This is a genomic window from Bacillus sp. ATD (assembly GCF_050585765.1).
GTDB lineage: Bacteria > Bacillota > Bacilli > Bacillales > Bacillaceae > Bacillus > Bacillus stercoris.
This window is the reverse complement of sequence record NZ_JBOBQH010000009.1, coordinates 89,085-101,684: the sequence shown is the minus strand read 5'-3', so window position 1 is coordinate 101,684 and position 12,600 is coordinate 89,085. Positions and strand designations below refer to the sequence as shown.

Annotated in this window: 16 protein-coding genes and 1 pseudogene; 10 read left to right on the top strand and 7 right to left on the bottom strand. The window is 44.0% G+C overall.

What is annotated here, in order from left to right; translation table 11 throughout:
- Positions 1-9: 9 nt before the first annotated feature.
- From ACQXR1_RS18235 to ACQXR1_RS18210, 6 genes are read left to right on the top strand one after another with little or no spacing between them, the layout of a single operon-like run.
- Positions 10-339, top strand: a complete 330-nt coding sequence (locus ACQXR1_RS18235) for an XkdW family protein (RefSeq protein ID WP_071580569.1) — start codon at positions 10-12, stop codon at positions 337-339.
- Positions 336-500, top strand: coding sequence for an XkdX family protein (locus ACQXR1_RS18230; RefSeq protein ID WP_103748868.1), 165 nt, complete (start codon positions 336-338; stop codon positions 498-500). The genes ACQXR1_RS18235 and ACQXR1_RS18230 overlap by 4 nt, the downstream gene beginning before the upstream one ends.
- A gap of 44 nt (positions 501-544) precedes the next feature.
- The gene (xepA, locus tag ACQXR1_RS18225) at positions 545-1,384 is read left to right on the top strand and encodes a phage-like element PBSX protein XepA (protein ID WP_430772616.1); all 840 of its coding nucleotides are present in this window, start codon (positions 545-547) and stop codon (positions 1,382-1,384) included.
- A gap of 52 nt (positions 1,385-1,436) precedes the next feature.
- Positions 1,437-1,706, top strand: coding sequence for a hemolysin XhlA family protein (locus ACQXR1_RS18220; RefSeq protein ID WP_003232655.1), 270 nt, complete (start codon positions 1,437-1,439; stop codon positions 1,704-1,706).
- A 12-nt stretch (positions 1,707-1,718) separates the two neighbouring features.
- Entirely contained in the window at positions 1,719-1,982 is a 264-nt protein-coding gene (locus ACQXR1_RS18215) for a phage holin (RefSeq protein ID WP_003232653.1), read from the top strand.
- A gap of 12 nt (positions 1,983-1,994) precedes the next feature.
- Positions 1,995-2,888, top strand: coding sequence for an N-acetylmuramoyl-L-alanine amidase (locus ACQXR1_RS18210; protein WP_014663665.1), 894 nt, complete (start codon positions 1,995-1,997; stop codon positions 2,886-2,888).
- Between the two features lie 37 nt (positions 2,889-2,925).
- Here the strand turns inward: ACQXR1_RS18210 and spoIISC are convergent, their stop codons facing one another.
- The 6 genes from spoIISC to steT all read right to left on the bottom strand — a co-directional run bounded on the left by spoIISC (position 2,926) and on the right by steT (position 7,399).
- A complete protein-coding gene (spoIISC, locus tag ACQXR1_RS18205; RefSeq protein ID WP_136654612.1) occupies positions 2,926-3,063 on the bottom strand; it encodes a three component toxin-antitoxin-antitoxin system antitoxin SpoIISC in 138 nt (45 codons plus the stop codon).
- An 85-nt stretch (positions 3,064-3,148) separates the two neighbouring features.
- Positions 3,149-3,319, bottom strand: coding sequence for a three component toxin-antitoxin-antitoxin system antitoxin SpoIISB (spoIISB, locus tag ACQXR1_RS18200; protein WP_003239095.1), 171 nt, complete (start codon positions 3,317-3,319; stop codon positions 3,149-3,151).
- On the bottom strand, positions 3,319-4,065 hold the full coding sequence (spoIISA, locus tag ACQXR1_RS18195; protein ID WP_095431469.1) for a toxin-antitoxin-antitoxin system toxin SpoIISA: 747 nt from the start codon (positions 4,063-4,065) through the stop codon (positions 3,319-3,321). The genes spoIISB and spoIISA overlap by 1 nt, the downstream gene beginning before the upstream one ends.
- 109 nt (positions 4,066-4,174) lie before the next feature.
- On the bottom strand, positions 4,175-5,176 hold the full coding sequence (locus tag ACQXR1_RS18190) for an inorganic phosphate transporter (RefSeq protein WP_014663667.1): 1,002 nt from the start codon (positions 5,174-5,176) through the stop codon (positions 4,175-4,177).
- Positions 5,177-5,188: 12 nt separating this feature from the next.
- The gene (locus tag ACQXR1_RS18185; protein ID WP_003218470.1) at positions 5,189-5,806 is read right to left on the bottom strand and encodes a DUF47 domain-containing protein; all 618 of its coding nucleotides are present in this window, start codon (positions 5,804-5,806) and stop codon (positions 5,189-5,191) included.
- A 276-nt stretch (positions 5,807-6,082) separates the two neighbouring features.
- Positions 6,083-7,399 carry a serine/threonine exchanger gene (gene steT / locus ACQXR1_RS18180; protein ID WP_014663668.1) on the bottom strand — a complete coding sequence of 439 codons (1,317 nt, stop codon included), beginning with the start codon at positions 7,397-7,399 and terminating at the stop codon, positions 6,083-6,085.
- Positions 7,400-7,785: 386 nt separating this feature from the next.
- Between steT and ACQXR1_RS18175 the strand changes: the two genes are divergently transcribed.
- From ACQXR1_RS18175 to ACQXR1_RS18160, 4 genes and pseudogenes are all read left to right on the top strand, one after another.
- Positions 7,786-8,736 carry a ring-cleaving dioxygenase gene (locus ACQXR1_RS18175; protein ID WP_134975631.1) on the top strand — a complete coding sequence of 317 codons (951 nt, stop codon included), beginning with the start codon at positions 7,786-7,788 and terminating at the stop codon, positions 8,734-8,736.
- 84 nt (positions 8,737-8,820) lie between these two features.
- Positions 8,821-8,966: pseudogene (locus tag ACQXR1_RS18170) on the top strand (hypothetical protein).
- A 7-nt stretch (positions 8,967-8,973) separates the two neighbouring features.
- The gene (locus tag ACQXR1_RS18165; RefSeq protein ID WP_430772615.1) at positions 8,974-11,133 is read left to right on the top strand and encodes a glycosyltransferase family 39 protein; all 2,160 of its coding nucleotides are present in this window, start codon (positions 8,974-8,976) and stop codon (positions 11,131-11,133) included.
- A gap of 11 nt (positions 11,134-11,144) precedes the next feature.
- Entirely contained in the window at positions 11,145-12,116 is a 972-nt protein-coding gene (locus ACQXR1_RS18160; RefSeq protein WP_014663672.1) for a glycosyltransferase family 2 protein, read from the top strand.
- A gap of 183 nt (positions 12,117-12,299) precedes the next feature.
- On the opposite strand, the gene ACQXR1_RS18155 is transcribed toward ACQXR1_RS18160, so the two are convergent.
- A complete protein-coding gene (locus ACQXR1_RS18155) occupies positions 12,300-12,476 on the bottom strand; it encodes a hypothetical protein (RefSeq protein WP_052438167.1) in 177 nt (58 codons plus the stop codon).
- Positions 12,477-12,600: the final 124 nt, after the last annotated feature.

Genomic DNA, 12,600 nt, shown 5'->3' with positions numbered 1-12,600 from the left:
GTAAGAGTAATGATCTTATACGACGCAATCATGTACAAATACCCTGACGCTGTGCCGAGAAAGGATTTTGAGCTGAGGAATGACGGTAATGGTTCTTATATTGAAAAATGGAACCTGCGCGCCCCCATCCCAACGCAAAAAGAACTCGAATCCTGGTGGGAGGAGCTGCAAAAAAACCCGCCGTACGAGCCGCCTGATCAGGTGGAGCTTCTCGCTCAGGAGTTGTCGCAGGAGAAGCTGGCCCGCAAGCAGCTTGAAGAGTTGAACAAAACGTTGGGAAGCGAGCTGGCAGATATAAAGCTTTCCGTACTTTCTTTGAAAGGAGATCATGCTGAATGAATTATTGGGTGCTTGCCCTCTATTATGAGTGGGCGACAACGGATATGGTGAAACAGGCCTTAGCATATAAAGACTGTTCAATTGAGGATCTGGCAGAAGGTGTGAACAAAAAGCTGATCACAGCTGATCAGTATGAAGAAATTACCGGTAAAGCCATGTAAAGGCTTTTTTATTTTGCCTTTTTTTAAATCAAAGGAGGATGAAAATGGTGAAGTATCAATATGAATTTCCTCTCGATAAGACTGGAAAAGCCGGAGCTGTAAAGCCCTATCGAGGAGGAAAAAATGATTTTGTGACACCTGTTTCGAATTTGTCGGGTGTAGCGGAGATTTTAACAAATGCTTCCTTAAAGGCAACTGAGGCATACAGTCAGCTCGGGCAGGACAGGCTTGGCGCAGTTCTGATTTCGAAAGTGAAGGGCTGGGCGTATGCAGATCGTGAAGGTACGCTCTTTATAGAAGAAAGTGACAACAACAATGTTTGGACGACGACAGCATCCGTTAATGTCGTAGCAGGTGTCCTGACAGCGACGGACTGGGTATACCTTTCTAAACGCTTTTACCGCTTTCGCTATGTGAACGGGAATCTTCAACAATCAGAGTTTATCTTATACCAATCAGTCGGTGCGGGTGAAATGGATGTGCGTGTCAGTGGAAAAGCGCCTTTGCAGATTGACTTTCAGGAGAATCAAATACACGATGGACGGTTGAAAGTGGAGTCTCGCAAAACATTTGACTTTGTCTTTCATGAAAATGCAGAGTCCGCCGGTGAGGGTGCTGTTTTACCTGTTGACGGTGCCGAGCATTTACTCGTTGAAGTATACGGCACAGCGGAAATGAGCGAAGTCAAATTTTGGGGAAAATCGGTGTCAGGACAGAAACTACCGATCAGAGGCGTGAAAATTGATGATGCAAGCTCTGCATTGAGTACATTAGGAAAAGCTGAGGCGTGGGCCTTTGATATTAAAGGGTTTAAGGAGATCATCATGGAGATCGTCAGTATCACCGGCGGTACTCTTTCGGTAAAAGGGACCGCTGTTTCATAACAGTTTTGGCCCTCGGAAGGGAGGTGATCTGCATGTGAAGGAGGAGTAAGTAATGCAGCAAGAGGCAGATGTGAATGTGTTTCAGCAGGATTTAGCAGACATGAAAGGCGAGCACAAAGCGCTTGAGCAGAGGGTTTCCGCATTAGAACGCGTGTCTGACCGTCAAGACCAGCAAATCATGACGCTGAACGAAAAATTAAACAAAATTGAAGAAAACACAACGTGGATCAAACGCACCATCACAGGTGCCATCATTACAGCAGTGTCTACAGGCATCATTGGCGGAGCCATCGCCATTATGTACAGCCTGCTGCAGCATTAAAGGGGGATTTTTATGAACACGTTTGACAAAGGCACGGTCATCAGGACGGTGCTTCTTTTAATTGCTTTAATCAACCAGACCATGCTGATGCTCGGCAAATCACCATTGGACATTCAGGAGGAGCAGGTCAATCAGCTTGCTGACGCTCTTTATTCAGCCGGTTCCATTGCCTTTACAATTGGAACGACACTTGCCGCTTGGTTTAAAAACAACTATGTAACAGAAAAAGGGAAAAAGCAGCGTGACTTGTTAAGAGACAATAATCTGACAAAATAAGGAGAGATGAAAATGGTTAACATTATCCAAGACTTTATTCCGGTTGGCGCAAATAACCGTCCAGGCTACGCAATGACGCCGCTTTACATTACGGTGCACAATACAGCGAATACTGCAGTAGGGGCGGATGCTGCGGCCCATGCCCGCTATTTGAAAAATCCTGATACGACGACAAGCTGGCATTTTACAGTTGATGATACAGAAATTTATCAGCATCTGCCTTTGAATGAAAACGGCTGGCATGCGGGAGACGGAAATGGCAGCGGCAACCGGGCTTCTATCGGTATTGAAATTTGCGAAAATGCTGATGGAGATTTTGCAAAAGCAACAGCAAATGCCCAGTGGCTCATCAAAACATTAATGGCTGAACATAATATCAGTCTTGCCAATGTCGTCCCTCACAAGTATTGGTCAGGGAAGGAATGTCCGCGAAAATTGTTAGATACGTGGGATTCGTTCAAAGCAGGAATTGGGGGAGGCGGCAGCCAAACTTACGTCGTGAAACAAGGTGACACACTCACATCGATAGCGAAAGCATTCGGTGTTACGGTTGCTCAGCTGCAAGAGTGGAACAATATCGAAGACCCGAATCTTATTCGGGTTGGTCAAGTATTAATTGTAAGTGCGCCATCGTTCGCAGAAGAACCAGAGCTCTATCCGCTCCCTGATGGTATCATTCAATTGACAACACCTTATACCTCAGGAGAACACGTCTTTCAAGTGCAACGAGCACTTGCGGCTCTGTATTTTTACCCTGATAAAGGAGCTGTCAACAACGGAATTGACGGCATTTACGGCCCGAAAACAGCTGACGCAGTCGCACGTTTTCAGTCTGTTAACGGTCTGACTGCTGACGGTATTTACGGGCCTGCGACGAAAGCCAAGATCGCAGCGCAATTAAGCTGATCACAGACCATAAAAATCCCGGAGCTGGTTCCGGGATTTATTTTTTCTTCTTCAACTTTTTTAAAATTCCTGCACTGCGCTCCCTCACCCGAAGCGAGTACCCGGAAAGCCCAAACTTACCGTAATCAACAAACTTCACACGCCTCACCAATTTTTTCACTGTATCACCTGACATTATCCTCTGTTTGTATTTATTATATGTAACCCATTAAGAAAAGGAATAAGGACAAGAGCTGTTTTCTCTTGTCCTTTTAGTGTGATCATGCTTTTTTTCGTTTATACTCGTCAATCAGCCGTTCGTTTTCTTTGAAGATTCTTGCTGTGTGCGGACTGACTTGATAGCTTGCGACACTGGTGGTTGAACGTTTTTTCAGGATTTTAAACGGTTTGGCCGCTCTGGGCTCGCATCCGTTTTGAAACGCACGTTCCATTATCCTTCACCTTCCTCCTCAATTGGCAGCACCAAATCATATATGCTTGTTAATGACGTAAATAGCAAATAATCAAATTCCGTGACAATGCTGTCAGACGTCAGCTTGATGACATAGTTCTTTGTCTCGATGGTAAAAGGGATGAGAACCATTTTTCCGTATTGGTCGTAATAAACATCCTTTCGATCGAGCCGTGTTTGTACATCTGCCGGATCATCCATATGCTCGGTTAACCGGTCTTTATCAGCCTGCGTCGAATATTGGCAAAGAGAAGCCGTTAAGTTCATTTTATCAGCATAGGTTTTCAGCAGCTTATCAATGCCTTCAGCATAAGCATCTATACTTCCATAATAAACATGGATCGGTTCGTTTTTCAATAGGTATTGGTATGTTTTCAGCCGATTGAGATACATGTGGAGCATTTCGTTGTTTTCTTCAAGAATTTCTCTTGTGTCTGTTTCAAGCTCGCTGCCAGCCAGTTTTTTGACGTATGCACTTAAGAAGATGAAAGCATCAATCAAAGCAAAGCTGACTGCGACAATGAGATACCGATCCCAGTGGGTAAATAGGGAAGTGGGCTCATATGTCCAGTATACCATAGCGCCCAGAACAAACAGCAAATACCATGTTTTCCGGATGGCGGACATTTTTTCTTTGACCTTCGCTTCGAAACGCCACGTGGCATACACGTATAACCCCAGTCCAGCCACAATGCACCAGACCATGATCTGAAAGAATAAAACCATACTCGACTCCCTCACATCTGAAATAGGTTCTGCTTATTGTATTCGAGAGATCCGGATGGTTTTCCTCTTCCATCAAAAAAACCGCTCCTTTGACAGAAGCGGTGTGACATTAAAAAATCATATTTAAAATAAAGTAGGCGATGGCACCAAGTGTCGCTGAAATCGGAAGCGTAATGACCCATGTAATGAGCATTCGCTTGGCCGTACCCCAGTTTACGCCTTTTACCCGGTGTGACGCACCGACGCCAAGAATTGATGAAGAAATGACGTGGGTTGTACTGACCGGCAAATGAATAAATGTAGCGCCGAAAATAATCGCTGCCCCGGTTAAGTCAGCGGAAACCCCGTTTACCGGGCGAATTTTCATGATCTTTCCGCCAACGGTTTTGATGATTTTCCAGCCGCCGATTGATGTTCCAAGACCCATGGCTGTCGCGCAGGCGAATTGCACCCAGGTAGGAATATCGTTAGAAGAAGTATGTAAATTCGCTGTGATGAGAGCCATTGTGATAATTCCCATTGCTTTTTGCGCATCGTTTGTTCCGTGCGTATACGATTGCAGGGCAGCTGTTACAATCTGCACTCTGCGGAATTGCTTGTTTGTTTTCGCCAAATTGCTGTCTTTGAAAATCAGCTTGACGATACTGTATAAAATAAAACCAAGGACAAAAGCGATAATCGGTGAAAAGATCAATGCTTCAATGATTTTAATGAAGCCTTTATAATTTAACGCAGTAAATCCGGCTGCCGCAACGGCTGCTCCGGCAATAGCTCCAATGATGGCATGGGACGAGCTGCTTGGGATGCCGTAGTACCATGTGATAAGGTTCCAGGCAATCGCAGCGACTAGCGCGGCCAGAATTACGACAGAGCCATTTTCCAGTGTATAAGGATCTACAATGTCTTTCGTAATGGTTTTGGCAACACCTGTAAATGTCATTGCTCCGATAAAATTCATCACAGCCGCCATGATAATGGCATGGCGCGGTTTCAGCGCTTTTGTTGATACCGAAGTCGCAATAGCGTTCGCCGTATCATGAAACCCATTGATGAAATCAAACGCCAGAGCACAAATGACTATTAGTATTGTTAATATGAATAGAATATCCATTTTTACCCCTCGTTACGCGTTTTTCATAATGATGGTTTCAAGATTATTGGCAACACTTTGGCAAGAGTCGGCAATTTCTTCAAGCGTTTCATAAATTTCACGATATTGAATAACTTTAATCGGATCTGTTTCATTTCCGAAAAGATTCTTTAATGATTTTCTGTGCAGGTTGTCACAGCTGTGCTCATACTCTTTAATTTTGATAGCGTGAGGCTGAATATCCTTTAACCGGTTTTCTGCCAGCAGTTCAATTGTAATTAAAATTTCTTTCGCACATTCTCTGATGTATCCGCTGAATTTATCAATATGCTCGTCAGATGAGGTAATTGAGAAAATCTCCATCATGGCAGAGAAATGTTCGATTCCGTCAAGCACATCATCCAGGCTGTTTGTCAGCTGAAGGATATCTTCGCGTTCAATAGGAGTGATGAACGCTTTGTTAAGCTCTTTAATCATGACATGAACATGATTGTCACCTTTTGTTTCATATTCCTTTAACGTATCTGCGAATTCTTTAAGCGTCGTTTGGTTTGTGACCTTAAAATTCACAAAATATTCGGCAGTTTCGTCTATGTTCTTTGCAATTTCTGTTAAAAGGAGTGAGAACTTATCTTTTTTTCTTCTTATCATTAAAAACCCTCCATAGTTTGAATGAGACAATGCACACATCAAATTATTATATAGCCTTTTGTCGAAAAAAAACAGGTAAAGTCGAAAAAAACACGGCTTGACTTTTTCTGCAAATCATGTCCCCTTATTTTGACCTACTTCGATTCAAAAAACCGACCCAAGTTTGCAAAATCTTTCTGCTTAACGTAAAAAGTATATCAAAAGTTGTGTTTTTCCTGTCAACTTTTATCTTCTGTTTCACCAAAAAACGGTTCCCTAAACAAGGGAACCGTTTTATCAGCTTGCTTTTCGTTTTTTCATCCAGTAATAAACAGGCAGTCCGGCAAGGCCGATGAGGATGGATAATCCGCAGCTCATTGTATCTGTAATGAGTGTGCTGCCTAATACAAAGAAGGAGCCTGCGATGGCCAAAATCGGCATGAATGGATAAAGCGGAACACTGTAGGCGCGCTTTTCTCCCTTTGTTCGCTTGCGGAGAATAAACACCGCAAAAAAGGCCATCACATAAAAAATGTAGATCATAAAAATAGAGATTTCAGAGAGCTTATCCGGGTTGCTGATCAGCATCATAATCAAAGCCAAAGCAATCTGGAAGGAAATCGCGATCCATGGTGTGCGGAATGTCGGGTGTACATGTGAAAGCTTATCAGCAAATGGAAGCTGTTTGCGTTCTGCCATTGCAAATGAAACACGCGGAAAAGAAAGTACTTTTCCATTTAAACATCCAAAGATGCTGACGATAATTCCGACACTGATCAGCTTTCCGCCAATTGAACCGAACAGCATGGTGGCAGCAGTGCTTGTCGCATTTTCGCCAAGTGTGACAATTTCGTTCGCAGACAGGATGTGAAGCAATGCAAAGTTAATGAAAATATAGATGGCTGTTACGATTAATAATCCGCCCGTCATTGCGCGTGGCAGCAGCTTTTCGGGATTTTTCATTTCTCCGCCGAGAGCGGCCAGAAGAATCCATCCGTCGTACGCAAATAGTGTAGCCAAAATGGCCGCTCCGAAGTTCATATCGGAAATACTTTCGTTTACTGCTGTGAAGATGTGCTGATCACCTTTCCAAAGGCCGAAGATGATGATGCATGCAATCGGAATCAGTTTACCGATCGTTGTCAGCGTTTGGACAAAGCCGCCGTATTTTGTACCGATTATATTAATGACGCATAAAAAGAGAACTGCTATAATTCCGATTGCTTTTGACAATCCAGATCCCCAGCCGAAAAGATTCGCCATTAAAGAGCCAAAATATAAACCCAGCGCGGCTATAATCGCCGGACCGTAAATGATAATCTGCACCCAGCCGCACAAAAATCCCCAAAATTCGCCATACACTTCTTCAAGGTACGTATAAAGCCCGCCGGTTTTTGGAATCTGCGTTCCGATTTCCGCGATTGTCAAACCGCCCGCCAGTGTTAAAATACCGCCTAACAGCCAGGCGAAAAGCGCGGTTTTTGAATCACCTGAATAAGCAAGCACAGCGCCGGGCTTCATAAAAACACCAGAGCCGATAATGGTTCCGATGACAAGAGTAAGGGCAAACAAGAGGCCTATCTCTTTTTTCAAACCGTTGTCTTCAGTATGCATGTCCGTAACCTCCTATGGTGTTGAAGCTTCATGATGAAGAATCTATTTTTTCATATTGTAAACCCTATTTTAGAAAAGTGAAATAAAATAAATTTTCTGATTTTCGATATTTGCTTTTCGTTCAGTTAAAAAAACGGTGGAAACGTCTCTTTCAACAATCTATAAACGAATGAATCGCATTATTTCTTTTATAAAGTTCGTGTTTTCTGCAGAGGAATTTTAAACGGATCAGAGGAGAGGTAGAATTCAGAAAATGAACGAACCGTCGGTGAAGCTGATATGTTGACTTTCCCTTGCGAATAAAATACCTTGTTATTAGAACAATAAATAGATAACTATGATATGATATCTCGAAATCGAGATAAAATGACCTGGAGGGACAGCATATGAAAGTCAACGGCATTCACCATGTATCGGCATTAACGGCCGACGCACAAAAAAACTTGGATTTCTATAAGAAAGTATTAGGATTAAAGCTCGTCAAAAAATCCGTCAACCAGGATGAACCAACAATGTATCATCTGTTCTACGGAGATGAAGTGGCAAATCCGGGAACTGAGCTGACGTTTTTCGAGATTCCTCGCATTGCACCATTTCATGCGGGAACAAACAGTATTTCTTCTATTGGGTTGCGCGTCCCAAGTACAGAAGCTCTGCATTACTGGAAAGAACGTTTTGAAGAGCACGAAGTGGCGCACAGCGGCATCTCAAAAAGAGCCGGACGTGACATATTGGCATTCCAAGATCATGAAGGGCAGCGGCTTGTGCTGACTGCTGATGAGAAAGGAAAAGGATATGGCCTGCCTGTTAAACAGAGCGGCATTCCGGAAGAATTTTCGTTTCGCGGATTAGGGCCGGTTGAACTGACTGTGCCATATGCCGAACCAACCTTACACGTGCTGACGAATATTCTTGGATTTACAGAAATCAGCCGTGAACCAGTTGGAGGACAAGGAACCGCTGTTATTTTGGAATCAGGTGAAGGCGGTGCGGCAACGGAAATCCATTTAATAGAAAGAAACGATCTTCCGCGCGAGCGCCAAGGCAAAGGAAGTGTTCACCACGTTGCATTTCGGGTAAGAGATGAAGAAGAACTTGCCGGGTGGCATCAGATCATCAGCCGGGAAGGCTTTAGCAATTCTGGCATTGTTGAGCGCTACTATTTCAAGGCGCTGTATTTCAGAGAACCGAACGGCATTTTGTTCGAATTATCAACAGACGGACCGGGCTTTATGGTAGATGAAAATCTTGATGAGCTTGGCCAAACGATCGCTCTTCCGCCATATCTTGAGCATCGAAGAGCTGAAATTGAAGCGAAATTGAAACCGATCCAATAAATTGTGATTCATTTGCCTTCCGGCGTCGCCGGAGGGCTTTTTTATTTTGGTAAAACAGCATCACCCATTGGAAGGAAATATCAGATTACGGTTGGGAGAAATGGCTTGAGACCAGCTGTATCTAGGATGATTGGCATGAAATGGCCTCGGCAAAAATATTGTCTTTGTTTATTAATAGTTTATTCATATTTGCTTGTTACACTATTTCCAAGTTAGACAAAAAGGAGTGAAAAACACGTGGAAAAGAAAAAACGCGAGCTGGATATCGTCCTCATCCTCATTTTGCTCGCATCTGCATTCTTAAATATCTATAACATCTGGAATGATGATACGGTGAATCCTTATTACACCGCTGCAGTCACAAGTATGATGCAAAGCTTTCATAATTTTTTCTATGCCTCATTCGACGCGGCGGGGTTTATAACGGTTGATAAACCGCCTATTACGTTCCAGATACAAACCATCAGCGCACTTATATTCGGTATGCACGGGTGGAGCGTCATCCTGCCTCAGGCACTTGCTGGTGTAGGTTCTGTCCTTTTAATGTATCTGTTAATAAAACCGACATTCGGTAAGACGGCAGCAAGAATTGCCTCTTTCATCATGGCATGTACACCGATCGCGGTGGCTGTGGCCCGTACAAACAATGTTGATGCATTACTGGTATTTTTCTTATTGCTTGCTACATGGCTTCTCTTTAAAGCAATCAGAAAAGGAAAGCTGATCTGGTTGTTAGCGGCGTTTTTCGTTGTTGGAGTAGGTTTCAATACAAAAATGCTGCAGGCTTACATGATTTTACCGGCTTTCTTATTATTCTATTTGATTGCGGCAAACGCTACGATGAAGAAAAAAATCATTTCGCTGGTAAGTGCGTTAGCCGTATTAGCAGCCGTTTCGTTATCGTGGCCGCTCATTGTTGACAATATCCCTGCAAGCAAGCGGCCTTATATCGGAAGCAGCCAAACCAACTCTGTGCTGGAATTGGCTTTTGGTTATAACGGAATCCAGCGGCTGACAGGCCAAAATTCCGGCAGCGGCCAGGGTGCGCCAAACAAAGACGCTTCAAAAGAAATGTCTTCTTCTGATAACACTCAAGCACCGCCTAATCAGACATCAAGCGATGACAAATCCTCAAGTGGCAATATGACGGCACCTCCATCCAATGGCCAAATGCCAAGCGGCGGAGAAATGCCAAGCGGCGGTCAAGGAGGCCCTCCAAGCGGCGGAGATGGCGGCCAAGGAGGACCTGGCGGAGACGGAGGGAAAGGCGGAACAGGAACCGGCTCAAAAATGCAATCAGGTTCAGGAATGTTTGGAACGGGAACACCTGGTCCACTGCGGCTTTTCCAAACAGAGTTATCTGATCAAATCAGCTGGCTTCTGCCATTTGCGATTTTTGGAATCGCAGGCTTACTGATCGCTGGCGCGAGAGAAAGAAGAAGATTATCTATAGAGCAGAAGGAAACGGTATTCTGGGTTGCGTGGCTTGTACCGATTGCCGGATTCTTCAGTGTCGCAGAATTTTTCCATCATTATTATCTCATTATGCTGGCACCGCCGATTGCGGCTCTTGTCGGTGCGGGGTGGGTTGCCCTTGTTCATCTGTACCGCAATCAGACAGGCTGGAAATCATGGCTTCTGCCGGGAGCAATCATTGCGACAACTGGATTTGAATTGTTTATTCTCAGAAACTACAACGATCAAATCGGTGTTGGATGGAGTATTGGCGTAGGGGTTATCGGCGTGTTGTCAGCGATTGCTTTGCTGCTGTTCAAACAGCGCCAAAAACCGATCAGTTATTATACTTCGCTTGCAGCTCTTCTCGCATTGCTGGTGATGCCGATGTATTGGGCAAGCACACCGCTATTGTACGGTGGCAACAGTTCACTGCCTGAAACAGGCCCTCAGCTCGCATCAATGAGCGGAAAAGGCATGGGAATGTCTGATGCGACTGTAAATGAAAAACTGATCAAATATCTAGAGGAGAATAACACCGGAGCTGAATACCTATTCGCCACAACCAATTCGAACACAGCGGCGCCATATATCATTAAAACGAAAAAAGCTGTCATGGCTATTGGCGGATACAGCGGTTCTGACCCGGCGATCACGCTGACTCAATTTAAAAAGCTCGTAAAAGAAGGAAAAGTGAAATACTTCTTGGCTTCAGGAATGGGGAAAGGCGGAAACAATGACATTGTCGAATGGGTTGAGAAAAATGGAAAAGAAGTAGCATCAGAAAAATGGCAATCAAGTTCTGATCAAAAAACAGAAGATACTGATTCAGCTGATACTTCAAGCAACAGCAAGGCTTCAGGTCAAACCGGCAAAATGGGCGGCGGGCCTGGCGGAATGAACCAGTCAGCAACATTATACGAACTAAATGCTGATGAATAGGAGGAAAAAACATGAGCAGACATATTCAATATTCAATTGTTGTACCTGTGTATAACGAAGAGCTTGTCATTCATGAAACCTATCAGCGCTTAAAAGAGGTCATGGATCAAACGAAGGAAAACTACGAGCTGCTTTTCGTCAATGATGGCAGCAAAGATCGCAGTATTGAGATTTTAAGAGAGTACAGCCTGATCGATCCGAGAGTAAAGATTATAGACTTTTCAAGGAATTTTGGGCATCAAATCGCGATTACAGCGGGTATGGATTATGCACAGGGGAATGCCATCGCCGTCATTGACGCCGATTTGCAGGACCCTCCTGAGTTAATTTTAGACATGATTGAAAAGTGGAAGGAAGGCTATGAGGTCGTATACGCCGTACGTACAAAACGAAAAGGGGAAACCTTTTTCAAAAAACAGACAGCGGCCATGTTTTACCGGCTTCTCAGCAGCATGACAGATATTGATATCCCGATTGATACCGGGGATTTCCGCCTCATGGACAGAAAAGTCTGTGATGAAATGAAAAAATTAAAGGAAAAAAACCCTTTTGTCCGAGGACTCGTCAGCTGGGTAGGCTTCAAACAAACGGCAGTTGAGTATGTACGTGATGAAAGGCTTGCCGGAGAAACGAAATACCCGCTTAAGAAAATGCTGAAGCTTTCAATGGACGGCATTACGACATTTTCACATAAACCGCTGAAGCTGGCAAGCTATGTCGGAGTCTTAATGTCAGGCGCAGGATTTCTGTATATGTTTATCGTACTGTATTTGAAGCTGTTCACCGACAGCACGATTACCGGCTGGTCATCACTTATTGTGATCCAGCTCCTGTTCAGCGGCATTGTCCTTCTGATTCTCGGCATGATCGGCGAATATATCGGCAGAATCTATGATGAAGCCAAAGACCGGCCGCTTTACATCGTACAGAAATCGTACGGGATTGAAAATAAAAGACTCTATAGAGACCAGCACATGTCATAACCTTAAAACCTCTGTTCTTAACGGACAGGGGTTTTTTTATGTTCTGCCGATCAAAGTGAAAAATACGAATAGATATATGGAATAAGAGAAGGCGGAAGAGATTGCGGGCTTGTACTTCGGTTCACTCACGCTGAAAGAAAAACGGCAAAGCCTAATCGTTTTCGTCTTAGGCTTTGCCGTATGTCAGCTGTTATATTGGGGGGCTTTTAAGAAACGCATGATCACTGCTGTACCAGTGACGTTTAATAGAATACTGGCACCCAGTACAACTCCCCATGCCAACGTCGATTCAGAGAGAAGAAAGCTCAGCAAAAGAAAAGCTAATCCTGCGCAGATCATACTCAATCCCGCGGTTTTCATGTTTATACCTCCTAGCAAACGATGTTTCTAGCATCTTGATGCGAATGATGTCAGTCTGTATGATATACGGATATCTCGCCAGAAAGTTTCATAGAGCAATTAGGTCTTTGTCTATTAAAAAAGC